At 60.9% G+C, this 23,287-nt stretch carries 21 protein-coding genes; 13 read left to right on the plus strand and 8 right to left on the minus strand.

The features are described from left to right. Positions 1 to 202 precede the first annotated feature (202 nt). The 3 genes from ACF8FB_RS23165 (at position 203) to ACF8FB_RS23175 (ending at position 3,571) form a co-directional block, all read left to right on the plus strand. Complete coding sequence (locus ACF8FB_RS23165) at positions 203 to 1,195, plus strand: AraC family transcriptional regulator (RefSeq protein ID WP_020191297.1); 993 nt, start codon at positions 203 to 205, stop codon at positions 1,193 to 1,195. 229 nt (positions 1,196 to 1,424) lie between these two features. Then, positions 1,425 to 2,468, plus strand: a complete 1,044-nt coding sequence (locus ACF8FB_RS23170; protein WP_010955829.1) for a histone deacetylase family protein — start codon at positions 1,425 to 1,427, stop codon at positions 2,466 to 2,468. After that, positions 2,468 to 3,571: a polyamine ABC transporter substrate-binding protein gene (locus ACF8FB_RS23175; RefSeq protein ID WP_010955830.1), complete on the plus strand. Its 1,104-nt coding sequence runs from the start codon at positions 2,468 to 2,470 to the stop codon at positions 3,569 to 3,571. Before ACF8FB_RS23170 ends, ACF8FB_RS23175 begins: the two co-directional genes overlap by 1 nt. 31 nt (positions 3,572 to 3,602) lie before the next feature. Here ACF8FB_RS23175 and ACF8FB_RS23180 read toward each other — a convergent pair whose 3' ends face one another. Further along, positions 3,603 to 5,132: a PLP-dependent aminotransferase family protein gene (locus ACF8FB_RS23180; RefSeq protein ID WP_392512098.1), complete on the minus strand. Its 1,530-nt coding sequence runs from the start codon at positions 5,130 to 5,132 to the stop codon at positions 3,603 to 3,605. A gap of 89 nt (positions 5,133 to 5,221) precedes the next feature. On the opposite strand from ACF8FB_RS23180, the gene ACF8FB_RS23185 reads away from it, so the two are divergent. The 3 genes from ACF8FB_RS23185 to ACF8FB_RS23195 are packed head-to-tail and all read left to right on the plus strand — an operon-like array spanning position 5,222 to position 6,988. Further along, the gene (locus ACF8FB_RS23185) at positions 5,222 to 5,851 is read left to right on the plus strand and encodes an FMN-binding negative transcriptional regulator (protein ID WP_392512100.1); all 630 of its coding nucleotides are present in this window, start codon (positions 5,222 to 5,224) and stop codon (positions 5,849 to 5,851) included. Positions 5,852 to 5,862: 11 nt separating this feature from the next. Continuing rightward, a complete protein-coding gene (locus ACF8FB_RS23190; RefSeq protein WP_392512102.1) occupies positions 5,863 to 6,309 on the plus strand; it encodes a GNAT family N-acetyltransferase in 447 nt (148 codons plus the stop codon). A 7-nt stretch (positions 6,310 to 6,316) separates the two neighbouring features. Further along, complete coding sequence (locus ACF8FB_RS23195) at positions 6,317 to 6,988, plus strand: GNAT family N-acetyltransferase (RefSeq protein ID WP_010955833.1); 672 nt, start codon at positions 6,317 to 6,319, stop codon at positions 6,986 to 6,988. Positions 6,989 to 7,107: 119 nt separating this feature from the next. On the opposite strand, the gene oadA is transcribed toward ACF8FB_RS23195, so the two are convergent. Further along, positions 7,108 to 8,916, minus strand: coding sequence for a sodium-extruding oxaloacetate decarboxylase subunit alpha (gene oadA / locus ACF8FB_RS23200; RefSeq protein ID WP_003253282.1), 1,809 nt, complete (start codon positions 8,914 to 8,916; stop codon positions 7,108 to 7,110). An 11-nt stretch (positions 8,917 to 8,927) separates the two neighbouring features. Then, positions 8,928 to 10,343, minus strand: a complete 1,416-nt coding sequence (locus tag ACF8FB_RS23205) for an acetyl-CoA carboxylase biotin carboxylase subunit (protein ID WP_003253279.1) — start codon at positions 10,341 to 10,343, stop codon at positions 8,928 to 8,930. A gap of 189 nt (positions 10,344 to 10,532) precedes the next feature. Here ACF8FB_RS23205 and ACF8FB_RS23210 point away from each other — a divergent pair, with 189 nt between their 5' ends. Next, positions 10,533 to 11,495: a LysR family transcriptional regulator gene (locus tag ACF8FB_RS23210; RefSeq protein WP_010955834.1), complete on the plus strand. Its 963-nt coding sequence runs from the start codon at positions 10,533 to 10,535 to the stop codon at positions 11,493 to 11,495. On the opposite strand, the gene ACF8FB_RS23215 is transcribed toward ACF8FB_RS23210, so the two are convergent. Together ACF8FB_RS23215 and hexR are read right to left on the minus strand one after the other, a co-directional pair. Beyond that, on the minus strand, positions 11,437 to 11,655 hold the full coding sequence (locus ACF8FB_RS23215; RefSeq protein ID WP_061405728.1) for a PA3496 family putative envelope integrity protein: 219 nt from the start codon (positions 11,653 to 11,655) through the stop codon (positions 11,437 to 11,439). The two genes, ACF8FB_RS23210 and ACF8FB_RS23215, sit on opposite strands and share 59 nt — an antisense overlap. 212 nt (positions 11,656 to 11,867) lie before the next feature. Beyond that, positions 11,868 to 12,734 (minus strand): transcriptional regulator HexR, encoded by an 867-nt coding sequence (hexR, locus tag ACF8FB_RS23220; RefSeq protein WP_003253273.1) that lies wholly within the window; start codon positions 12,732 to 12,734, stop codon positions 11,868 to 11,870. Positions 12,735 to 12,837: 103 nt separating this feature from the next. On the opposite strand from hexR, the gene zwf reads away from it, so the two are divergent. From zwf to ACF8FB_RS23240, 4 genes are all read left to right on the plus strand, one after another. Then, positions 12,838 to 14,280, plus strand: a complete 1,443-nt coding sequence (gene zwf / locus ACF8FB_RS23225) for a glucose-6-phosphate dehydrogenase (RefSeq protein ID WP_392512104.1) — start codon at positions 12,838 to 12,840, stop codon at positions 14,278 to 14,280. A 214-nt stretch (positions 14,281 to 14,494) separates the two neighbouring features. Then, positions 14,495 to 16,681, plus strand: a complete 2,187-nt coding sequence (gene uvrD / locus ACF8FB_RS23230; protein ID WP_010955837.1) for a DNA helicase II — start codon at positions 14,495 to 14,497, stop codon at positions 16,679 to 16,681. A 132-nt stretch (positions 16,682 to 16,813) separates the two neighbouring features. Further along, complete coding sequence (locus tag ACF8FB_RS23235) at positions 16,814 to 17,668, plus strand: Tim44 domain-containing protein (RefSeq protein WP_010955838.1); 855 nt, start codon at positions 16,814 to 16,816, stop codon at positions 17,666 to 17,668. Between the two features lie 113 nt (positions 17,669 to 17,781). After that, the gene (locus ACF8FB_RS23240; protein WP_010955839.1) at positions 17,782 to 18,189 is read left to right on the plus strand and encodes an SMI1/KNR4 family protein; all 408 of its coding nucleotides are present in this window, start codon (positions 17,782 to 17,784) and stop codon (positions 18,187 to 18,189) included. Positions 18,190 to 18,343: 154 nt separating this feature from the next. On the opposite strand, the gene ACF8FB_RS23245 is transcribed toward ACF8FB_RS23240, so the two are convergent. Next, positions 18,344 to 20,104 (minus strand): cation:proton antiporter, encoded by a 1,761-nt coding sequence (locus tag ACF8FB_RS23245; RefSeq protein ID WP_010955840.1) that lies wholly within the window; start codon positions 20,102 to 20,104, stop codon positions 18,344 to 18,346. Positions 20,105 to 20,443: 339 nt separating this feature from the next. Here ACF8FB_RS23245 and ACF8FB_RS23250 point away from each other — a divergent pair, with 339 nt between their 5' ends. Beyond that, complete coding sequence (locus ACF8FB_RS23250) at positions 20,444 to 20,929, plus strand: acyl-CoA thioesterase (RefSeq protein ID WP_003253263.1); 486 nt, start codon at positions 20,444 to 20,446, stop codon at positions 20,927 to 20,929. On the opposite strand, the gene pdxY is transcribed toward ACF8FB_RS23250, so the two are convergent. Beyond that, positions 20,926 to 21,798 (minus strand): pyridoxal kinase PdxY, encoded by an 873-nt coding sequence (pdxY, locus tag ACF8FB_RS23255; RefSeq protein WP_003253261.1) that lies wholly within the window; start codon positions 21,796 to 21,798, stop codon positions 20,926 to 20,928. The genes ACF8FB_RS23250 and pdxY overlap by 4 nt on opposite strands. Before the next feature lie 120 nt (positions 21,799 to 21,918). On the opposite strand from pdxY, the gene ACF8FB_RS23260 reads away from it, so the two are divergent. Beyond that, the gene (locus ACF8FB_RS23260) at positions 21,919 to 22,311 is read left to right on the plus strand and encodes a DUF3301 domain-containing protein (protein ID WP_003253259.1); all 393 of its coding nucleotides are present in this window, start codon (positions 21,919 to 21,921) and stop codon (positions 22,309 to 22,311) included. Here ACF8FB_RS23260 and ACF8FB_RS23265 read toward each other — a convergent pair whose 3' ends face one another. After that, positions 22,312 to 23,283 (minus strand): GTP-binding protein, encoded by a 972-nt coding sequence (locus ACF8FB_RS23265; RefSeq protein ID WP_010955842.1) that lies wholly within the window; start codon positions 23,281 to 23,283, stop codon positions 22,312 to 22,314. It abuts the gene before it with no gap. Positions 23,284 to 23,287: the final 4 nt, after the last annotated feature.

The following is a 23,287-nucleotide window of genomic DNA, read 5'->3' on the forward strand; positions in this document are numbered from 1 at the left end:
GTCGAGGGACTAGACACCTCTCAACCTTTCCAAGGCCCGAGCGCTTGCTTCGGGCCTTTTTTTTGCCTGAAGGTTTTGGAGGCCGCTATGCAGCCTTCGCAACACCCGGCCGCGCCGGCAGGGTATGTGGTTTGCCTGCAGCCCCGGATATCGGCACATAACTTGCTCCGTAATGCGTCCCAGCCAAACGGGATTACCCAGCATGCTGCACAGCCACCTGACCACCCTCAACGCAGTTTCGCTGATCCTCAACGTCTTCCAGGCAGACGGTTGCGAGGCGTCGGCGTTGCTGGCCGGCAGCGGCATTGGCCCGGCAGACCTGGGGCATGCCGATGCGCGCATCACCACCCAGCAGGAGCTGCAGGTTTGCGCCAATGCTGTGGCCCGGCGCGAGGACATTGGCCTGGAACTGGGCCAGCGCATGCGCGTGTCGTGCTACGGCATGCTCGGTTACGCGCTGCTCTCCAGTGCCACTTTGGGTGACGCCCTACGCCTGGCGCTGCAGTATCCGGCACTGCTGGGAACAGTCTTCAAGCTGCGCTTGCTCGACGACGGCCAACGTGTCTGGTTCAGCGCCAGCGATTACCAGGACAGCCCGGCGCTGAGCGCTTTCAACGCCGAGTTCTGCCTGGTGTCGCTGAAAGTCATCTGTGATGACCTGCTTGGCCGGCCGTTGCCGCTGCTTGGCGCACGCTTCGAACACCCTCGCCCTGGTTACCACGCGCTCTATGCCGGAGCGTTTCAATGCCCGATCGGTTTCGCCGCCGAGGACAATGCCTTTGCCTTCGAACGGCGATGGCTGGATATGCCGCTGCCGCTGGCCGACCCGATTACTCACAAAGCCATGAGCGAGCGCTGCCGGCGCCTGAACCTTGAATTCACCGGTCGCCAGGCATGGCTGGGACGGATTCGCCAGCTGCTGGCGCAGCAACTGGACGCAGCCCCCGGGCTGGAAGGGCTTGCGCGGCAGATGAACTGCTCTTCGCGCACCCTGCGCCGGCATTTGCAGGCGCTGGGCAGCAGTTATCAACAGCTGTTGGACGAGCTGAGGTTCGAGCGGGCCAAGCAGTTGCTGGCCGATGAACAGATGCCGATCTACCGGATTGCAGAGACTTTGGGGTTCAGTGAGACGGCCAGTTTTCGGCATGCCTTCCAGCGCTGGAGTGGCGTGGCGCCCAGCCATTTTCGTGGTTGACCTGTTCTGGCCTCTTCGCGGGTAAACCCGCTCCTACAGGGGCGTCACAACCCCTGACGCCCTGGTGGCCATTGTAGGAGCGGGTTCACCCGCGAAAAGGCCGGATAGGTCACCACCCATCCGGCCAAAGACCTTGGCCATATCGATCCCCTTTTGGCCGTTTGCGTCGTTCTCCCCTGCTGATCAGCCCATGACAATGGACCCACGCCAGTCCCACCGGAGAACAACAATGCTGACGATCTATTCCGATGACCACCGCCTGCACCACGGCCGCTGCGAGCTGATCGATGGCAAGCTGATGCCCTGTTTCGAAATGCCTTCGCGCGCCGACCATGTGCTCGACCAGGTGAAAAAACGCAAGCTCGGCGACATCCAGGGCCCGACCGACTTCGGCCGTGCGCCGTTGTTGCGCGTCCACAGCGCCGATTACCTGGATTTCTTCGAAGGCGCCTGGGCCCGCTGGGCTGCGCTGGGCCAAGAGGGTGACCTGCTGCCCTTCACCTGGCCGGCCCGCACACTGCGCCAGGTCAAGCCGACCGGCCTGCATGGCGAACTGGGTTACTACAGTTTCGATGCCGGCGCCCCCATCACCGCGGGTACCTGGCAGGCGGCCTACAGTGCTGCGCAAGTTGCCCTGACCGCCCAGGCTGCAATTCAGCAAGGCGCCCATGCCGCGTTCGCCCTGTGCCGTCCGCCAGGGCACCACGCTGCCGGCGAAGTGATGGGCGGCTACTGCTATCTGAATAATGCCGCCATCGCCGCCCAGGCCTTCCTCGACCAAGGCCGACGCAAGGTCGCCATCCTTGACGTCGACTACCACCACGGCAACGGTACGCAGGACATCTTCTACAGCCGCGACGACGTGTTCTTCGCCTCGATCCACGGCGATCCGCAGGACGAATTCCCGTTCTTCCTCGGCTATGCCGATGAAACCGGCGAAGGCGCAGGCCAGGGCTACAACATCAACTACCCCTTGCCCGCCGGTAGCGACTGGGCCGCCTGGAGCGCAGCCCTGGAGGATGCCTGCAAGCGCATCGCCAGCTATGACGCCGACGTGCTGGTCATCTCCCTGGGTGTGGACACCTTCAAGGACGACCCCATCTCGCAGTTCAAGCTGGACAGCCCGGATTACCTGGAAATGGGCAAGCGCATCGGCCAACTCGGCAAGCCGACCCTGTTCGTGATGGAAGGCGGCTACGCTGTGGAAGAAATCGGCATCAACGCGGTCAATGTGCTGGAAGGCTTCCAGCGCGCCCAGTCAGGAGCCCGATAATGGTCCGACTCAAACGTCTGCTCGCCCCGTTCATCGCTGCCACCCTGTTCGCAGGCGCCCTGCATGCACAAGCCGAGCAGCGCACCCTGCGTGTATATAACTGGTTCGATTACATCACCCCACAGACCTTGACTGCCTTCCAGAAGGACAGCGGCGTGAAGCTGGTGTACGACATCTTCGACACCAACGAGGCGCTGGAAGCCAAGCTGCTGACCGGCAACTCCGGCTATGACGTGGTAGTACCGTCCAACGTGTTCCTCGCCAAGCAGATCGAAGCCGGGGTGTTCCAGCCGCTGGATCGCAGCAAGCTGCCGAACTGGCAACACCTGGACCCGGCACTGATGAAGCTGATCGAAGCTAACGACCCGGGCAACAAGTTTGCCGTGCCGTATATGTACGGCACCGTGCTGATCGGCTTCAACCCGGCCAAGGTCAAGGCTGCACTCGGCGACAACGCGCCGGTGGACAGCTGGGACCTGATCTTCAAGGAAGAGAACATCGCCAAGCTCAAGCAGTGCGGCGTGGCCCTGCTCGACTCGCCGTCGGAGATTCTACCGCTGGCGCTGCAGTACCTGGGCTTGCCGCCGAACAGCGACAAACCGGCGGACTACAAGAAGGCCGAGGAACTGATGCTGAAGATTCGTCCGCATATCACCTACTTCCACTCCTCGAAGTACATGGCAGACATCGCCAATGGCGACATCTGTGTGGCAGTGGGCTACAGCGGCAGCTTCTCGCAGGCAGCCAACCGCGCCCGTGAGGCGAACAACGGCGTGGTGGTGGACATGCGCCTGCCCAAGGAAGGCGCGCCGATCTGGTTCGACATGCTGGCGATTCCAAAGGGCGCTGCGAACCCGGAGGATGCGCATACGTTCATCAATTACCTGCTGCGGCCAGAGGTGATTGCGCCGATCAGCGACTTCGTGGGGTATCCGAACCCGAACAAGGATGCGACCGACAAGGTGAATCCGACGATTCGCAACAACCCCAACCTGTATCCGACGGCAGAGGCGATGGCCAAGCTGTATACCCTCAAGCCTTTGACGCGAAATGCCGAACGGGCCAGGACCCGCGCCTGGACGCGGATAAAGTCCGGTACGTGATGTTGAACCGGGGGCTGCTTTGCAGCCCCCTTCATTTTCTCCAGACTTTGCGTAATTTCATCAAGGCTTCGGCTATCTCGCCCTCCGGCACCGCCGCGAAGCCCAGCACCAGCCCCGCCCGCTTATCCACAGGCACCTCGCAGTCCGCCAACCAGAAATTGCTCAGTGGCGTCACTTCCACTTCCACCGCCTCAGCCTTGGCCACCAACTCCTGCTCCCGAGCAAAGTTATCCACATTGACCTTCACATGCAGCCCAGCCGCCACTTCCGGCATTGCACCCAACCCCGGAATATCCACAGGCCAACCGGCCTTGAGCACATCGCGCCGCTTCAATGCCGCCTTGCGCATACGGCGGATGTGCCGCTGAAAATGGCCACGGGCCATGAACTCGGCCATCACGCACTGGCTGCTGACCTCCGAATGCCGCACCGCTATAGCTCTGCCCTGGCTGAAGGCCTGCACCAGTTTCGACGGAAGCACCAGGTAGCCTAGACGCAACGCCGGGAAGGCGATCTTGCCGAAGGTGCCGACATACAGCACCCGCCCGTGCCGGTCGAGCGCTGCCAGCGGGGCCAGCGGCGCACCGCTGTAGCGATACTCGCCGTCGTAGTCGTCCTCGATGATCCAGCCGTCACTGCGTTCAGCCCAGGCCAGCAATGCCAGGCGACGTGCAAGGCTCATGGTCACCCCGGTCGGGTATTGGTGTGCAGGCGTGACATAGGTCAGTCGGCAATCGGTCAACTGTTCCAGCCGGCCGCAGTCCAGCCCGTCTTCATCCACAGGCACGCCACACACCCGGCCACCCGCGAGCGTGAAGGCATGAGCGGCCGCCCGATAGCCTGGGTTTTCCACAGCCACACCGTCGCCCGGCTGCAGCAGCAACTGTGCACAAAGGCTGATGGCCTGCTGCGCACCGCTTGTGATCACAATTTGTTCAGCCGTACAGCTCAGCCCCCGCGAGCGGCGTAGATAGGCCGCTATCAGATCGCGCAAAGCCGGCTCGCCAGCGGGGTCACCATAGCCCAGTTGTGCAGGCGATGGGTTGCGCCAGAAACCCGCCTGTAGCTTGGCCCAGACGTCAAACGGGAACAGGTCGAATGCTGGAATACCAACGCGAAAAGCACGCGGCGAACCGCTTCTGGGCGGTGGCAAATGGTTGTTTTTCAGGCGCTGCAGAGGCGCGCTGATATGCCTCCCGCTGGATAAATCCTCAGTATTTTCTTCATGAAATGTGGATAAACCTGTTGATAAGCCCAGGGATAACCCTGTGGATACTTGTGTGGACAGTTTTGGCAGCCGGCTAACGTAGGTGCCATCACCGACCCGGCTTTCGATGAAGCCCTCGGCATACAGTTGATCGTACGCGCGCACCACGCTGTTGCGTGAAAGCGCCAACATGGCAGCCAGGTCGCGCGTAGCCGGCAGACGAGTACCACTGCTCAGGCGCCCATCCAGCACCCGCGCTCGCAACGCCTGATATAGCTGCTGGCTAAGCCCGCGACTGCGGTCGAGCGCGATCCCGGCAGGGTCGAAAGGCAGTATGGGGGGCGACTCGCGCATGATATTGGACCTATGAAAACAGGCATTAATGGATCTTACCCAGAACCAATAGCCTGCCTAGGATGGAACCATTCGACAAGGATCCCGCCATGTACAACAGTAAGCCGCATCAGGAACACGACCTCACTCGGTTGCACCAGCACATGCTAGACACCCGCCTGGCCGTTCTGGTCAGCCAGGGCGAACAGGGCCTTCTGGCCACGCACCTGCCGGTGCTGGTCGATACCGCCGAGGGCGATTTTGGCACTGTGTATGCCCACCTGGCCCGAGCCAACCGCCAATGGCAAGACCTGCAGCACGGCGGCGAAGCACTGCTGGTATTCCCCGGCGCCGATGCCTATGTCAGCCCCGGCTATTACCCAAGCAAGGCCGAAAACCCCAATGTGGTGCCGACCTGGAACTACCTGGCGGTGCACGCTTATGGCACGGCCGAAGTTATCCATGAGGCCGAGCCGCTACTGGCTATCGTAAGCCGCCTGACCGACCGCCACGAACAGGGTCGCAGCGAACCATGGAAAGTCACCGACGCCCCTGCCGATTACATCGAGGGCATGCTCCGCGCCATCGTCGGTATCCGTCTGCCCATCGCGCGCCTGCAAGGTGCGCGCAAGCTCAGCCAGAACCGCTCCGGGCAAGACATCGCTGGTGTGCGTGAAGGCCTGAGCGCCAGCCCCGATCAACTGGACAATCAACTCGCGGCGCACATGCGCCAACTCTGAAGGAATAGCCCATGCCCAACCTTACCCTGCGCGCTGTCACGGCCCAAGATCACGCAGCCTGGCACGCCCTTTGGCAGGCCTACCTGCACTTCTACGAGACCGAGCTGGCAGATGCCGTCAGCCTGAGCACCTGGCAACGCCTGCTCGACCCCAGCGAGCCAACCCATTCGGCACTGGCCTGGGTCGACGGCAAGGCGGTGGGGATGGTCAACTTCATCTACCATCGTTCCAACTGGAGTATCGAGAATTCCTGCTACCTGCAGGACCTGTATGTGGACAGCACGCAACGTGGCCTGGGCATTGGTCGACAGTTGATCGAGCACGTCTACACCACTGCCAAGGCCGACAACTGCATCAAGGTGCACTGGCTGACCCACGAAACCAACGCCACCGCCATCAGCCTGTACCAGCAGGTTGCCGAGCGCTCGGGCTTCATCCAATTCCGTAAAGGCTTGTAGGCCGCACATGACAGACGCATTGAACTGGAAACCCGCCGCAACCCCCCAGGCCGAACCCATTGAAGGCCGCTTCATCCGCCTGGAGAAGCTCGATCCGGGGCGCCATGGCGAAGACCTCTGGGAGGCACTGCAGGGTCCGGCCTCCGATCCGGTGCTGTGGGACTACCTGCCCTACGGCCCGTTCGCCGAACGCGCCGCCTTCGACCGCTGGCTGGAAGGCAACGCTGCTGGCCGCGACCCGCTTTTCTACACCGTCATCGACCGCGCCAGTGGCCAGGCCCAAGGCATCCTCAGCCTGATGTCGATCGTGCCTGAACACGGCCGGATCGAGATCGGCCACATTGCCTTCGGTGCCGCCATGCAGCGCACGCCCAAGGGTACCGAGGCGGTGTACCTGCTGGGCAAGCTGGGCTTCGCGCTGGGTAATCGACGGCTGGAGTGGAAGTGCAATAACGCCAACGCCCGCTCCAAACGTGCGGCAGAGCGATTCGGCTTCGTCTACGAAGGGGTGTTCCGCAAGCACCTGGTGGTGAAGGACCATAACCGCGATACGGCGTGGTATTCGATTACCGATGATGAATGGCCGGCGGTGGCTGCCGGGTTTGAGCGGTGGTTGAGTGAAGAGAACCAGCAGCCGGGTGGCCAGGTGGAAAGCCTTGAGATGTGCCGCAAAGGTTGAGCGGTGTGCTGAATCAGCTCCTACAAGGGATGCGCGTTGTGAGGTGCGGGTGAGTCCGGCACAAAAAAAGGGGAGCATCCGCTCCCCAGAGGTTAACCACTTGTAGATGAGGGCTTAAATCAGCCCTCGATCTCGATCAGGATCTCACCCGGCGTCACGCGATCACCCTTGGCCACATGGATGGCCACGACCTTACCGGCGATGGCCGCCTGCACTTCGGTTTCCATCTTCATGGCTTCGGTGATCAGGACCGCCTGGCCGGCCTTGACCATGTCACCTTCCTTGACCAGCACATCAACGATGTTCCCTGGCATGGTGGTGCTCACGTGGCCAGGGTCGGTCGCTTGCTTGCGCTTGCTGCCGCCACCGCTGACGAACTCGTTGAGTGGCTCGAATACCACTTCCTCCGGCATGCCGTCGATCGACAGATAGAAGTGACGCTTGCCTTCGGCCTTCACGCCCACACCGGTGATGTCGACGCGGTAGGTTTCGCCGTGTACGTCGATCACGAACTCGGTCGGCACGCCTTCACCGCCTGGGGCAGCCACGGCACCGGCTTCCGGAATCGGCAGCAGAACTTCAGGCGTCAAGGTGCCAGCTTCGCGTTCTTCGAGGAACTTGCGGCCAATGTCCGGGAACATGGCAAAGGTCAGCACGTCTTCTTCGCAACGGGCCAGGGCACCGATGTCGCTACGCAACTTGGCCATTTCCGGCTTCAGCAGGTCAGCCGGGCGCACATCGATCACTTCTTCGCTGCCGATAGCCTGGCGACGCAGTTGCTCGTTGACCACACCCGGGGCCTTGCCATAGCCACCTTGCAGGTACAGCTTCACCTCATTGGTGATGGTTTTGTAGCGCTCACCCGCCAGCACGTTGAAGAACGCCTGGGTGCCGACGATCTGCGAGGTCGGGGTGACCAGTGGCGGGAAGCCGAGGTCTTCACGCACACGCGGGATTTCGGCCAGCACTTCGTTCATGCGGTTGAGGGCGCCCTGCTCCTTGAGCTGGTTGGCCAGGTTGGAAATCATGCCGCCCGGTACCTGGTTGACCTGCACCCGGGTGTCTACCGCGGTGAACTCGCTTTCGAACTGGTGGTACTTCTTGCGCACAGCGTAGAAGTACAAGCCGATCTCCTGCAGAAGCTCCAGGTCCAGGCCGGTGTCGAACTCGCTGCCCTTGAGTGCAGCAACCATCGACTCGGTACCCGGATGGCTGGTGCCCCAGGCGAAGCTGGAGATGGCGGTGTCGATGTGGTCCGCGCCATTTTCCACGGCCTTCAGCTGGCACATGGCTGCCAGGCCGGCGGTATCGTGGGAGTGAATGAACACCGGCAGCGACTGTTCTGCCTTCAGCGCCTTGACCAGCTCGCCAGTGGCGAACGGGGTCAGCAGGCCGGCCATGTCCTTGATCGCCACCGAGTCGCAACCCATGGCTTCCATCTGCTTGGCCTGGTTCACGAAGGCTTCGATGGTGTGTACCGGGCTGGTGGTGTAAGCGATGGTGCCCTGGGCGTGCTTGCCGGCGGCCTTGACCGCTTCGATGGCCACGCGCAGGTTACGCACGTCGTTCATGGCGTCGAAAATGCGGAACACATCGATGCCGTTGACCGCCGCCTTGGCGACGAAGGCCTTGACCACGTCGTCGCTGTAATGACGGTAGCCCAACAGGTTCTGGCCGCGCAGCAGCATTTGCAGGCGGGTGTTTGGCAGCGCTGCGCGCAGCTTGCGCAGGCGCTCCCACGGGTCTTCCTTGAGGAAGCGCACGCAGGCGTCGAAGGTTGCACCACCCCAGACTTCCAGCGACCAGTAGCCAACCTTGTCGAGCTTGTCGCAGATCGGCAGCATGTCTTCGGTACGCATGCGGGTAGCCAGCAGGGACTGGTGAGCGTCGCGCAGGATCGTGTCGGTTACGTGAATTTTCTTGGACATTATAGGGTTCCTCACAGGCCTGCGTGGGCGGCGATGGCGGCGGCGATGGCCAGGGCCAGCTCTTCGGGTTTGCGCTTGATCGAGTAGTTGGTCAATTCAGGGTGGCTTTCGACAAAGCTGGTATTGAACTGGCCGCTACGGAATTCCGGATTGCGCAGGATTTCCTGGTAGTACGCGGCGGTGGTCTTCACCCCTTGCACGCGCATGTCGTCCAGGGCCCGCAGGCCGCGGTCCATGGCTTCTTCCCAGGTCAACGCCCACACCACCAGTTTCAGGCACATGGAGTCGTAGAACGGTGGAATGGTATAGCCGGTGTAGATCGCCGTGTCGGTGCGCACGCCCGGGCCGCCGGGGGCGTAGTAACGGGTGATCTTGCCGAAGCTGGGCAGGAAGTTGTTTTTCGGGTCTTCAGCATTGATACGGAACTGCAGGGCGTAGCCGCGGTGCTGAATGTCTTCCTGCTTGACCGACAGTGGCAGCCCCGAGGCGATGCGGATCTGCTCACGAACGATGTCGATACCGGTGATTTCCTCGGTAATAGTGTGTTCCACCTGCACCCGGGTGTTCATTTCCATGAAGTACACTTCGCCATCGGCGAGCAGGAACTCCACGGTACCGGCGTTCTCGTAATTCACCGCTTTGGCCGCACGCACCGCCAGGTCGCCGATGTAGGCGCGCTGCTCAGGAGTGAGCTGTGGGCTGGGGGCAATTTCGATGAGCTTCTGGTTACGGCGCTGGATAGAGCAGTCGCGCTCGAACAGGTGCACTACGTTACCGAAGCTGTCACCGAGAATTTGCGCCTCGATGTGCTTAGGGTTGACGATGCATTTCTCCAGGAACACTTCGGCCGAACCGAATGCCTTGGTCGCCTCGGAAATGACCCGTGGGAAGTTCTGTTCCAGTTCTTCGCGGCTATTGCAACGGCGAATACCACGGCCGCCACCACCGGAGGTGGCCTTGAGCATCACCGGATAACCGATGCGGTCACCTTCGCTCAGGGCTTCATGAATATCGGCAACGTTACCTTCGGTGCCCGGGGTTACCGGCACACCGGCGGCGATCATGGTGCGGCGCGCTTCGGTCTTGTCGCCCATACGGCGAATCACGTCGGCGGCCGGGCCGATGAACTTGATCCCGCGCTCGGCGCAAATTTCTGCCAGTTCAGCGTTTTCCGAAAGGAAACCGTAGCCTGGGTGCAGGGCATCACAGCCGGTTTCCACAGCCAGGTTCACCAGCTTGCGCGGGTTGAGGTAACCGGCCAGCGGCTCGGCACCGATGCTGTGTGCTTCGTCAGCGCGCTTGACGTGCAAGGCATGCCGGTCGGCGTCGGAAAAGATCGCTACCGAGCGAATGCCCATCTCGGCGCAAGCACGCACGATCCGAACTGCGATTTCACCTCGGTTGGCGATCAGGATTTTTTTTATCACTGGAGTCTTCCCAAAGCCGTAGGAACAGTCGAGCCGGTTCTACCGGTCGGCGCGTGACCAGACGTTGCTAGCCAGTCGCGTATTCACCCTAGCGCTGTAGGTCGATAAACAAAAATCAATATTTGTTAGAGGCTGTATTAGCAAAAGCTTATAGTTGGGTAACAAGGTGTTGCCGACGAGCTGATTAAAATGCGTAAGTCCTTGATGCGTATGACATTGCGTCAACTCCAGATCTTTAACGAGGTGTGCGATTTGCGGTCGTACAGCCGTGCTGCGGAGGAGATGGCGCTGACGCAACCCGCCGTTAGTCTACAGATCCGCCAGCTTGAAGAGCTGATTGGCCAGCCATTGTTCGAGTACGTGGGCAAGAAGCTCTACCTGACCGAGGCGGCCGAGGCCCTGCAGCGCGCCAGCCACGATATCTTCGGGCGCCTGGAGAGCCTGGACATGCAGCTGTCGGACATGCAGGGCTCACTGCAGGGTCAGTTGAAACTGGCGATCGAGTCCAGTGCCAAGTACTTCGTGCCACACCTGTTCGCCGCCTTCAAGCAGCGTCACCCGGAAGTCAACCTGACCCTGACGGTGGTCAATCGTGCCCAAGCCATCCGCCGTCTTTCCGATAACCGCGACGACCTGATCATCATGTCGATGGTGCCGCAAGACATGGGCCTGGAGTTTCTGCCGTTCCTCAACAACCCGATCGTTGCGGTTGCGCCGCCACAGCACCCGCTGTGCAAGCTGGAGCAGTTGCGCATGCAGGACCTGGAGCCTCATACCCTGCTGGTCCGCGAGCAAGGTTCGGGAACACGCAAGGCGTGCGAAGAGTACTTCAAGGACAAGCGCGTGCATTTCGCCCAGACGCTTGAAGTAGCCTCGGCCGATGCCCAGCGCGAATGCGTGATCGCCGGGCTGGGGATCGCCCTGTTGACCCGTCACGCCGTCAACCTGGAATTGGCTACCGGGATGCTGAAGGAATTACCGGTCGAGGAGCTACCGCTGTACCGTAGCTGGTGCGTGGTGCAGGCCAAGGCCAAGCGGCAGTCACCGGTGGCCTTGGCGTTTCTTGCATTCATACGCGGCGAACGTGCTCTTATCAGCGCGCTTGTTGAACGTTTTTCGGGGAAGTTGCCGCCGACGACTGCCATACCGTGAGTGCTTGCAGCTCGGGGTAGTCCGCCAGGTCGCGGAGCAATTGACGTTGGTCGCAATAGCTCTCGATCGCGCGGCGGTATTCCATACGGCGCTGATCCTTTTCCTGCTGCTTGCGAGCCTTGGCGTTGGGTTGGTACGTACCGTCGAAGTCACGAGCCATTGCCTGTCTCCCAGATAGTATGCGGGAGTTTCAGACTGGCCTTGATGGTTTACCGTTTGGCGGTGGAATGGTGACAGAATCGTGAATTTTCACTGCCTGTACCGGCCTCTTCGCGGGCTTGCCCCGTTCACACAGGAATTGCACCGATTTATAGAAGTGCACAGTACCTGTGGGAGCGGGCAAGCCCGCGAACAGGCCAGTACAGGTTGAATTCAGTCGTCGGTAGCCTTGATCGACTTGGGCGACAGACGCAAGCTGCGCAAGCTGCGTTTCACGCTCTTCAGGTGGTTGACCAGGCTAGGCCCGCGCGCCATGGCAACGCCCATGGCCAGCACGTCGATCACCACCAGGTGGGCAATACGCGAGGTCAGTGGGGTGTAGATCTCGGTGTCTTCATGCACGTCGATCGCCAGGTTGACCGTCGATAGCTCGGCCAGCGGCGTCTGGCTGGGGCACAGGGTAATCAGGTTGGCGCCGCTCTCACGCACCAGGTTGGCAGTGATCAGCAGGTCCTTGGAACGGCCCGACTGGGAAATACACACCGCCACATCGCCCGGTTTCAGGGTAACGGCCGACATCGCTTGCATGTGGGGGTCGGAATACGCTGCCGCGCTGAGCAGCAGGCGGAAGAACTTGTGCTGGGCATCGGCCGCAACCGCACCGGACGCGCCAAAGCCATAGAACTCTACCCGCTGCGCCTGGGCCATGGCGCTCACGGCTTGTTGCAGCGCCTGCGGATCAAGGTGCTCGCGCACTTCCATCAGGGTGTGCAGGGTGGTGTCGAAGATCTTCAGGCTGTAGTCGGCGACCGAATCGTCTTCGTGGATGGCGAACTGACCGAAGCTGGCCCCGGCAGCCAGGCTTTGCGCCAGCTTCAGCTTCAGGTCCTGGAAGCCCGAGCAGCCAATGGCCCGGCAGAAACGCACGATGGTCGGCTCACTGATACCCACGCTGTGCGCCAAATCGGCCATGGAGCTGTGCATGACGGCAGCCGGGTCGAGCAGCACGTGGTCGGCCACTTTCAGTTCCGATTTGCGCAGCAAGTGGCGCGATTGGGCGATATGTTGCAACAGATTCACAGGCGGGACTCGGTTATGATCGGCTTGCCGGGTTGTAGCTTTCTTGTAGTTATACTACATGGACGCCAACCCGCCCAGTTAAACGAACGTGGAGAGTGGTGGTTTGACTATTCCTTGCGACATTCTGGTCTTCGGCGGCACCGGTGATCTGGCCCTGCACAAATTGCTTCCGGCGCTCTACCACCTGTTTCGCGAGGCCCGTCTGAACCCTGCCGTGCGGGTCATCGCACTGGCCAGGCGCAACCTGCCACGCATCGACTATCTGAAGCTCGCCGAACGCCATTGTCGGGCGCAGATTGCCCGCAGCGACTTCGACGAAGAGGTGTGGCAGCGGTTTTCCGCACGGGTCGACTACTTCCCGATGGATGCTTCACAGAGCGCCGACTTCGGCCGCCTGGCACGCTACCTGGGCGAACCCGGTGGGCTGACGCGCATCTTCTACCTGGCCACCGCTCCCAACCTGTTCGTGCCGATTGCCAACCACCTGCGCATTGCCGGACTGGCCGACACCGAAGCGCGCATCGTGCTGGAAAAACCGATCGGCCATTCGCTGGAATCGGCCACTGCCATCAATGAAGCGATTGGCACGGTGTTCGAAGAAAGACAGGTGTTCCGCATCGACCACTACCTGGGCAAGGAAACCGTGCAGAACCTGATGGCCCTGCGTTTTGCCAATGCCCTGCTGGAGCCGGTGTGGCGCAACAACCAGGTCGACCATGTCCAGATCAGCGTTTGCGAGACACTGGGCGTAGAAAACCGCGGTGCCTACTATGATCGCGCCGGGGCTATTCGCGACATGCTGCAGAACCACCTGCTGCAGCTGCTGTGCCTGGTGGCCATGGAGCCACCCGCGCAATTCGAGGCAGAGGCGGTACGCGACGAAAAGGTGAAAATCCTGCGCGCCCTCAAGCCGATCACCGGCCAGGATGTGCAGGACAAGACGGTACGCGGCCAATATGGGGCCGGGCGTATCGGCGGCCAGGAAGTGCCGGCCTACTACTTTGAAAAGGACGTCGACAACGACAGCGATACCGAAACTTTCGTGGCCATCGAGGCGCATATCGACAACTGGCGCTGGGCGGGCGTGCCTTTCTATCTGCGCACCGGCAAACGCATGGCGCGGCGCGCTTCGCAGATCGTCATCCAGTTCAAGCCAGTGCCTCACGAACTGTTCAGCGGCGGCCAGGTCAACCAGTTGCTGATACAGCTGCAACCGGACGAACGCATCAGCCTGCGCATGATGACCAAGAGCCCAGGCAAGGGCATGCGCCTGGAACCCGTGGACCTGGACCTTAAACTGGCCCAGGTGTTCAGCCAGACTCGCCGCTGGGAAGCCTACGAGCGTCTGCTGCTGGATGTGCTCGAAGGTGATTCGACACTGTTCATGCGCCGCGATGAAGTGGAAGCAGCCTGGGCTTGGGTAGATCCAATCATCAAGGGCTGTGAAGAGCACTTCCAGGCGCCCCGCCCCTACCCGGCTGGCAGTTTCGGGCCCGAACAAGCCAACAGCCTGCTCGCCAGGCATGGCAGGCACTGGCATGGCTGAATGGCCTGCGCGATGGCGCGATCTTTAATCTGATACAGCAGCAGATGAAGTGCGAAGGTGCGAAATCCATAAGGTGAAGGCCATCGCCTGACCATGCCTCAGCCAGCTTGCGCAAGCCGTGACCTGGCCCCGGACCGATGAGCGGGATGCCGCCAGGTGAATATTCATACAGTAGATATTTGCCCCTTACCCGGCATCGCCCTAGAATGGCCCGATGCGCACAGACGACCTCTCTCTCCTGCTGAATTCCCTCAACGATGCCCAACGCCAGGCCGTAGCGGCCACGCTCGGGCGTCAACTGGTGCTTGCCGGCGCCGGTTCCGGTAAAACCCGCGTGCTGGTACACCGCATCGCCTGGCTGATCCAGGTCGAGCAGGCGTCGCCGCACTCGATCCTGTCGGTGACCTTCACCAACAAGGCCGCAGCAGAAATGCGCCAGCGGATCGAGCAACTGCTGGGCATCAACCCGGCAGGCATGTGGGTAGGCACCTTCCACGGCCTGGCCCATCGCCTGTTGCGGGCCCACTGGCAGGAAGCGCGGCTGGTGCAGAACTTCCAGATCCTCGACAGCGACGACCAGCAGCGCCTGATCAAGCGGGTCATGCGCGAGTTGGGCCTGGACGAGCAGAAGTGGCCGGCACGCCAGGCCCAATGGTTCATCAACGGACAGAAAGACGAAGGCCTGCGCCCGCAGCATATCCAGGCGGGGGGCGACCTGTTCCTGGCGACCATGCGCGAGGTCTATACGGCCTACGAGCAGGCTTGCGAGCGCGCCGGTGTCATCGATTTCTCCGAGCTGCTGCTTCGCGCCCTGGACCTGTGGCGTGACCACCCGGGCCTGCTGGAGCACTATCAGCGACGCTTCCGCCACGTGCTGGTGGACGAGTTCCAGGATACCAACGCCGTGCAGTACGCCTGGTTGCGCCTGCTGGCACGCGGTGGCGACAGCCTGATGGCGGTAGGCGATGACGACCAGTCGATCTACGGCTGGCGCGGCGCCAAGATCGAGAACATTCACCAGTACACCGCCGACTTCCCCGACGCCGAAATGATCCGCCTGGAGCAGAACTACCGCTCCACCGGCGGCATCCTCAAGGCGGCCAACGCGCTGATCGCCAACAACAGCGGGCGCCTGGGCAAGGAACTGTGGACCGACATGGGCGAAGGCGAACCACTGACCCTGTACGCGGCCTACAACGAGCACGACGAAGCGCGCTATGTCGTGGAAACCATCGAGAGCCTGGTCAAGCAGGGCAATGCGCGCAACGAGATCGCCATCCTGTACCGTTCCAACGCCCAGTCGCGCGTGCTGGAAGAGGCCCTGCTGCGCGAGCGCATCCCCTACCGCATCTATGGCGGCCAGCGCTTCTTCGAGCGCGCCGAAATCAAGAATGCCATGGCTTACCTGCGCCTGATCGAAGGGCGTGGCAACGATGCCGCTCTGGAGCGGGTGATCAACGTGCCGCCGCGCGGTATTGGCGAAAAAACCGTCGAAGCCATCCGCGAGCACGCCCGCCACAGCCAGCTGTCCATGTGGGAGGCCATGTGCCAGCTGATCGCTGCCAAGGCCCTCAAAGGCCGCGCCGCCAGTGCCCTGGGGGCCTTTATCGAGCTGATCGAGGGGCTGGCTGCCAAGGTTGTGGACATGCCGCTGCATACCATGACCCAGACCACCATCGAACAGTCCGGCCTGATCACCTATCACCAGGAAGAAAAGGGTGAAAAGGGCCAGGCACGGGTAGAAAACCTTGAGGAACTGGTCAGTGCGGCGCGCAACTTCGAGTCCACCGACGAAGACGCCGACCTTTCCCCGCTCTCGGCCTTCCTTGGCCACGCCTCACTCGAAGCTGGCGATACTCAGGCTGACGAGCATGAAGACAGCATCCAGCTGATGACCCTGCACAGCGCCAAAGGCCTTGAGTTCCCATATGTGTTCCTGGTGGGCATGGAAGAAGGCTTGTTCCCGCACAAGATGAGCCTGGAAGAACCCGGCCGCCTGGAAGAGGAACGACGCCTGGCCTATGTAGGCATCACCCGCGCCATGCGCCAGCTGGTCATGACCTATGCCGAAACACGCCGCCTTTATGGCAGCGAGACTTACAACAAGGTGTCGCGTTTCGTACGTGAAATTCCGGCAGGCCTGGTTCAGGAAGTACGCCTGTCCAACAGCGTCAGCCGCCCGTTCGGCGGGGCCAAGACGGCCACCAACAGCAACCTGTTCGCCAATGCCAGCATTCCGCAGACCGCGTTCAACCTTGGCCAGCGTGTGCAGCATGCGGTATTCGGCGAAGGTGTGATCCTCAACTTCGAGGGTTCTGGCGCTCAGGCGCGGGTGCAGGTGAATTTTGCCGAAGGTAGCAAATGGCTGATGCTGGGGTATGCCAAGCTCGAGGCTGTCTAAAGCCCGCAAGGGTCGGGCCTGCCAACTTTGTAACATTCAAGCAAAAGCTCGAAACACTATGTCGCTGGTCATGTGCCCGGGAACCTGTGCACCATGACGCGCGTGCAATCCACAACAGGGGATATCCCACTTATGCAACGTTTTCTTAGCATCGCACTGGCGCTCTGCGTCGGCCTGACGCTGAGCCTGGACGCCAGCGCCAAGCGTTTCGGCGGCGGCAAGAGCTCGGGCTCCGCGCCTATCCACCAGACCCGCCAGGCTACGCCAACCACGCCTGCTGCCGCGCCGACCGTACCTGGCCGTGCACCGGCTGCCGCCAGCGGTGCTTCGCGCTGGTTGGGCCCACTGGCCGGCCTCGCCGCCGGTGGCCTGCTGGCTTCCATGTTCATGGGCGACGGTTTCGAAGGCTTCCAGATCATGGACTTCCTGATCGTGGCGCTCATCGCCTTCCTCGTGTTCCGCTTCATCGCCGCGCGCCGTCGCCAGCAGCAGCCGCAAATGGCCATGCCAGGCCATGCGCCGATGCAGCGTGAGGCTCACGCGCAGCCTGCGCAGCCGTCGATTTTCGGTGGTTCGGCCGCACCTGCTGCCACAGCCGCACCGGTGATCAACGCGCCGGCCTGGTTCAACGAGCAGAGCTTCCTGGCGGCAGCCCGTAACCACTTCCAGTCGCTGCAGCAGCACTGGGATGCCAATGAAATGGACAAGATCAGCGAGTTCGTTACCCCGCAAATGCTTGAGTTCCTCAAGCGTGAGCGTGCTGAGCTGGGTGATGGCTTCCAGTCTACCTACATCGATAACCTGGAAGTGCAACTGGACGGTGTCGATGACCGCGCCGACCGCACCGACGCTACCCTGACCTTCCGTGGCGTGTCGAAGAATTCGCGCTTCGACCAGGGCGAAGTGTTCAGCGAAAGCTGGCACATGGTTCGCGCCCAAGGCGAGAACCAGCCTTGGCTGGTAGCCGGTATCCGTCAAAACAGCTAATCGCTGCGTGCTAAACACAGAACCCCGGGCTTGCCCGGGGTTTTTGCTTTTGCCAAAGTGGGCTACTAGGGTATAAGGCGCAGCGTTGTCATCTAGGTCAGAGGAAGTGAACCGTGGAAGAAGTGATCGAACAACTCCGTGAAGCGAATGAGCCGGTACCGGTGCCCCTGGAGCTTCCCGACGAAGACCAGCTGGTAGAAATCGAAGAGCAGCTGTTCATCAATATTCCATTCGTGTTCAAAGAGTTTCTGCTGACCGTAAGTGATGTGGTTTACGGCTCCCTTGAGCCAGTTACCGTCACTGATCCGCACTCGCACACCTACCTGCCAGATGTGGCCTCCAACGCTTGGGATGCCGGCGTACCGCGCGACCTGATTCCGCTGTGCCAGGACGGCGACAATTACTATTGCGTGGAAGAAGACGGCACCGTGGTGCTGTGGGATGCCGAAGAGGAAGGTGTCGGCGAAGACAGTTGGGAATCGGTGTGGCACTGGGCGCGAGATGTTTGGCTGGAGAGCTGATCGCTAACGCCCTTATAGATGCGCGATTTGAGGCAGGAAAATGACGTCTTAGCGACTCAAGGTCGTTAAAATCGCCAGGCTTTTTGCGCCTGGCGACATCGCTATAGCCCCATCTCCTCGGGCGGGCGAGATACTTTGCCCGGGGCAGACCCCCTCAGTGCGAGTTCTCGCGACTGTTCTCCAGCGTCTCCAGCAACGCGATCTGCATGCGCGTGTGCACGCGGATGAGCCAGCGCCACAACAACGCCACCACCACCGCAGCTACCACGGCAATCACCAGCAGCAATTCGCTGGTGGGCAGAATGCTGGCGGACAATGCCGACAGCAGCAGGAAAATCACCAACAGCGACAACAGCGGGATCACTTCGGCGATCACACGGCGCACGCGCTGGGTATGTCGCCCGGCCATTTCCGGCTTCACGCCCATCTCTGCCAGCAGCATCGAGAGTGCTTTTAGCTTGCGGTACGCGGCGATCAGGAATGGCAGTGACAGCAACAACGCTGCCCCCCAAATGACGGCCTTCTGATGGCTGACATCGCTGACCCACTCGCTGAGCCAATTGCCGAGACGCCCTGCAAAATAACCGCCACTGAAGAAGATGGCGATCACCAGCGCCAGGTTCACCCCCACCTGCAACAGGATGCGCCGGATCATCGCCGCCAGCATGGCACTCTCGCCCTGCGGCTGGATGTTGCGCAACCACTCGCCATACAACGACAGCACGCGCGCGAGGCGGGCGGGCACCACATTGCCCAGTTTCTGCGACAACGGGTCAGCCGCGCGGATCAGGTAGGGTGTCAGCAACGTAGTGATTGCCGATACTGCGACCGCCACCGGGTATAGGAAGTCGCTGGTCACCTGCAGGGTCATGCCCAGCGCGGCGATGATGAAAGAGAACTCGCCAATCTGCGAAAGCCCCATGCCCACGCGTAAAGACGTACGCCCGTCATTGCCGGCTATAAACGCCCCCATGCCGCAAGACAGCATCTTGCCCAGTACCACCGCCAGGGTGATGACTACGATCGGCCAGGCATAGTCGATGAGCACCTCAGGATCAATCATCATACCGATGGCGACGAAGAATATGGCGCTGAACAGGTCGCGTACGGGCTCAATCAAGCGTTCAATCTTCAACAACTGGCGTGATTCGGCCATGATCGCGCCAATCAGGAAAGCGCCCAGAACCATACTGTATTCCAGCTTCACGACCAGCAGGCAGAAGCCGAAACACAGGCCCAGAACGGTGATCAGCAACATTTCGTTGCTTTCGAACCTTGCGACGTAGGCCAATAACCGCGGCACCAGCAAAATACCGATGACCAGAGCGACAACCATGAACAGCGACAGCTTGCCGACTGTGGAGAACACCTCGCCCGAGCTGACCGTGCCGCTGACCGCGATACCCGACAGCAGGGCAATGATACCGATGCCAAGAATGTCCTCGACGATCAGCACGCCGAAGATCAGCTGGGCAAAGCGCTCGTTCTTCATCTTCAAGTCGTTGAGCGCCTTGACGATGATGGTGGTGGAGGAAATGGCCAGGATGGCGCCCAGGAACAGTGAATCCATGGTGCTCCAGCCAAACCAGCGGCCAATCTCAAAACCGATCCAGATCATCAGCACGATTTCCAGGAACGCTGCGATGAACGCCGTGGCACCGACCTTGAACAGCTTGCGCAAGCTGAACTCGAGCCCCAGGCAGAACATCAGGAAGATCACCCCCAGTTCGGCGAGGGTCTTGATGGTGTCTTCGTCATGAATCAGGCCGAACGGCGGAGTGTGCGGGCCAATGATGAAGCCGGCGACAATGTAGCCCAGCACCACCGGCTGCTTGAAACGGTGAAAAAGAATGGTGACCACGCCAGCGACCAGCATGATGACTGCCAGGTCCTGGATGAAGCTGATGGCATGCATGGCGTGATACTCCTTTTCTCGTCTTGTGAATGCCTGGGCAGACCGCTCCTCTGCCGAGGCAAACCTGAGCGAGCAGCAAGTACATACTGTATTGAATCCGGGAACACCCATGTTGCATGGGCGTACTCAGGTTAACATCGCGCTCCGCCGCAAAAAGCCAGTGCAATATGCAGAAACAGATCGGCTGGAAAAGCGCCGCTGATGGCATGATCAGCGTGACGATGATGCGCCAGCCAACGTCCCGTATCAGCAAGGCACATTCAAAAGAGGGGAACAGCAGTGTCAGCAGATAACGCCCTCCATTCGCCCGATTCAGCGCAACCTCACCGTGAGCACACTATGGAACCTGGAAACGCCCAGCTGAGCATGACCGTCCTGATGACCCCGGACATGGCCAACTTTTCTGGCAACGTACATGGCGGCACCCTGCTCAAGTACCTCGACGAAGTGGCTTATGCATGCGCCAGCCGTTATGCCGGCAGTTATGTGGTAACCCTGTCGGTCGACCAGGTGATCTTCCGTGAACCCGTGCACGTGGGTGAACTGGTAACCTTCCTGGCGTCGGTCAACTACACCGGCAACACTTCGATGGAAGTTGGCATCAAAGTGGTGACCGAGAACATTCGCGAGCGCTCGGTGCGCCATTCCAACAGTTGCTTCTTCACCATGGTCGCGGTCGACGATAACCGCCGCCCGGTGCCGGTGCCACCACGCCAGCCGCACAGCAGCGAAGAAAAGCGCCGCTTCCTGCAAGGCCAGCAGCGCCGTCAGATCCGCCAGGAACTGGAAAAGCGCTATCAGGACTTGAAAACCGACGCCATTTAAAGCGCCAGTAACTGCGCTTCGAAGCGCACCCGTGGGTGCGCAATGCGGTCCTGGGCCCGTACCAGCTGCAATTCGTAGCTGGCGCAAGCCTGGGTTTCCAGCAGCACTTCATGCACTGCCGCAGCCGTGAATTCGAATGCCTGCACCCAGCTGTCGCCAAGCAGCACACGCGCCAGGAACAGGCCTGAGGTCAGGTCACCCACCCCTACCGGCTGACGCGGAAACGCCAGCAGTGGGCGGCGCAAGTGCCAGCTGTGCTCGGCGGTCACCAGCAACATTTCGAACTGTTCTTCGGCCCGCCCGGGGTAAGCCAGATGCTTGACCAGTACAACCTGCGGCCCACGCTGCAGCAGGCTGCGCGCCATGTTCACGCAATCCTCCAGAGACTGGGCGCGGCGCCCACAGAAGCTGTCCAGCTCCAGCTGGTTGGGGCACAGGATGTCCGCCGTGGCTGCAGCCTCGTCAAGCAGGAACTCACTGACTTCGGGCGGCACGATGCAACCCTTTTCCGGGTGCCCCATGACCGGGTCGCACAGGTATAACGCTTTTGGGTTTACCGCCTTGATCCGCTCGACACCGGCCAGGATCGCTCGCCCTTGTTCGGCACTGCCCAGGTAGCCGGAAAGCACTGCATCACAATGGCCCAGCTCGCCGATGTTGGAAATGCCTTCGACCAATGCAGGAATTTGCGCTGGGGCAAGCACTTCCCCCGCCCACTGGCCATACTGTGTGTGATTGGAGAACTGCACGGTATTGAGGGGCCAGGCATTGACCCCGATACGCTGCATGGGAAATACCGCGGCGCTGTTGCCGGCGTGGCCGAACACCACGTGGGACTGAATGGCGAGCAGGTGCGGGGTACGTTTCATGCGGGAGGTTTCCAAAGCTGTTTCAAGGATTGTGCGCAGCGCAGTATGAACTCGATTGCCACCTGTACGACAGGCCAGGAACGCAGTTAAGCTGGATCTACCTGTTTGGAGCATATGCAAATGTTGACCCTGGAGAACCTCTTCGTCCTGATGCTGGTAGCCACGGCAGGCGCCTGGTTGTGGCACAACCATGGGTTGCGTGAAAAGGCCCTGGAACGGGTCAAACAGCATTGCGCCAAACTCGACCTGGAGTTGCTTGACGATGCCGTAGCGCTCAAGCGCATCGCCTTTGTCCGGGATGCCAATGGCCGCAAGCGCCTGGCACGCGTCTATGCCTTCGAATTCACCGTCACGGGTGAGCAACGTCACCCCGGCACCGCGACCCAGTTCGGCGCCCACAGCGTGCAGATCGAACTAGCGCCCTACCCGTTCGAAATCAAGACCCCACCACGCGCCGACAACGTCATAGAGATGCAGCAATGGCGCCAGGAGCATAACCGCTGGCGCAACTGATCAACTGACGCGACATTCATTCAACCCGGCTTGCAACGCGGGTTGCGGTTGCGGCTGATGGAAAATCAGCTCGATACGGCTGTCCCTGCGCCAGTCGCTGGGCTGCCAAGCGGGCATATCCCCATTCAGCCCATTGAATGACCACCAGCCCTCCATGCTGTGGATAACTCCCTTGGCCCGTCGCCATGGCAAAGCACACAAGAAAGCTTTCAGCCGCTGTGGATAAAACTGTTGTCCAGGGTGCCACCGCCAGCCAATACTCCAACCACCCTCTCCCTGCTGGACAAGGCAAATCGGTTGACTCGGGTCAGCCCACAATGCTGCTGGAGCGATTCCAAGATTGTCGACAATCCTGTTTTTCAAGAATGGGCTGTCAACAATCTGTGGAGATACCGTCGGGAGGCCGGACAAAGGCAGCTGCCCTTGCACGGTCCACATGATCTTCTTTTCTTGAAATTTATTACTTATCAACAACTTATGTATTTCATCCACAGCCTCTGACTTATTGAAAACCACGCTTTCAGAGGCGTTGAAAGCCTGCTGTTGAGCCTCTGGAAGAGGCTCGTTTCGAGCCATGGCCCGGGCATCCACAACCATCAGGAGTGGCTGAATTGTCAGCACTCCAACCCAAGGCGCTTGTTGCAGCTGAGCCAGCAGCTGCAAGGGATGGCCCAGGCCGGAAGGTTCGATAAACAGCCGGTCAGGCCGCGATTTGCGCAGCAGTCGTCCCAGGCCCACCTGGAACGGCATGCCGTTGACGCAGCACAGGCAGCCGCCTGCGACCTCGCCGATGGCGATGCCGTCTTCGTCACGGCTGAGTAAGGCTGCATCCAGGCCGACAAGGCCGAACTCGTTGATCAATACCGCCCAGCGCTCGTTGGCTGGGCGCTGAGCCAGCAAGTGACGGATCAGCGTGGTCTTGCCAGCACCAAGGGGGCCGGCAATTACATGGGTGGGAATGTTCTGCAGCATGGGG

The sequence above is a fragment of the Pseudomonas sp. yb_2 genome (assembly GCF_043103905.1).
Lineage (GTDB): Bacteria > Pseudomonadota > Gammaproteobacteria > Pseudomonadales > Pseudomonadaceae > Aquipseudomonas > Aquipseudomonas alloputida.

Bases quoted from the DNA above. Each gene is read 5' to 3' on its own strand.
- ACF8FB_RS23180 (WP_392512098.1), bottom strand. From the start codon at position 5,132: ATGCGCGAGTCGCCCCCCATACTGCCTTTCGACCCTGCCGGGATCGCG.
- ACF8FB_RS23190 (WP_392512102.1), top strand. From the start codon at position 5,863: ATGCCCAACCTTACCCTGCGCGCTGTCACGGCCCAAGATCACGCAGCC.
- uvrD (WP_010955837.1), top strand. From the start codon at position 14,495: ATGCGCACAGACGACCTCTCTCTCCTGCTGAATTCCCTCAACGATGCC.
- ACF8FB_RS23260 (WP_003253259.1), top strand. From the start codon at position 21,919: ATGTTGACCCTGGAGAACCTCTTCGTCCTGATGCTGGTAGCCACGGCA.
- pdxY (WP_003253261.1), bottom strand. From the start codon at position 21,798: ATGAAACGTACCCCGCACCTGCTCGCCATTCAGTCCCACGTGGTGTTC.
- ACF8FB_RS23235 (WP_010955838.1), top strand. From the start codon at position 16,814: ATGCAACGTTTTCTTAGCATCGCACTGGCGCTCTGCGTCGGCCTGACG.
- ACF8FB_RS23245 (WP_010955840.1), bottom strand. From the start codon at position 20,104: ATGCATGCCATCAGCTTCATCCAGGACCTGGCAGTCATCATGCTGGTC.
- ACF8FB_RS23165 (WP_020191297.1), top strand. From the start codon at position 203: ATGCTGCACAGCCACCTGACCACCCTCAACGCAGTTTCGCTGATCCTC.
- ACF8FB_RS23195 (WP_010955833.1), top strand. From the start codon at position 6,317: ATGACAGACGCATTGAACTGGAAACCCGCCGCAACCCCCCAGGCCGAA.
- ACF8FB_RS23250 (WP_003253263.1), top strand. From the start codon at position 20,444: ATGGAACCTGGAAACGCCCAGCTGAGCATGACCGTCCTGATGACCCCG.
- ACF8FB_RS23170 (WP_010955829.1), top strand. From the start codon at position 1,425: ATGCTGACGATCTATTCCGATGACCACCGCCTGCACCACGGCCGCTGC.
- ACF8FB_RS23185 (WP_392512100.1), top strand. From the start codon at position 5,222: ATGTACAACAGTAAGCCGCATCAGGAACACGACCTCACTCGGTTGCAC.
- ACF8FB_RS23210 (WP_010955834.1), top strand. From the start codon at position 10,533: ATGCGTAAGTCCTTGATGCGTATGACATTGCGTCAACTCCAGATCTTT.
- ACF8FB_RS23175 (WP_010955830.1), top strand. From the start codon at position 2,468: ATGGTCCGACTCAAACGTCTGCTCGCCCCGTTCATCGCTGCCACCCTG.
- ACF8FB_RS23215 (WP_061405728.1), bottom strand. From the start codon at position 11,655: ATGGCTCGTGACTTCGACGGTACGTACCAACCCAACGCCAAGGCTCGC.
- ACF8FB_RS23265 (WP_010955842.1), bottom strand. From the start codon at position 23,283: ATGCTGCAGAACATTCCCACCCATGTAATTGCCGGCCCCCTTGGTGCT.
- oadA (WP_003253282.1), bottom strand. From the start codon at position 8,916: ATGTCCAAGAAAATTCACGTAACCGACACGATCCTGCGCGACGCTCAC.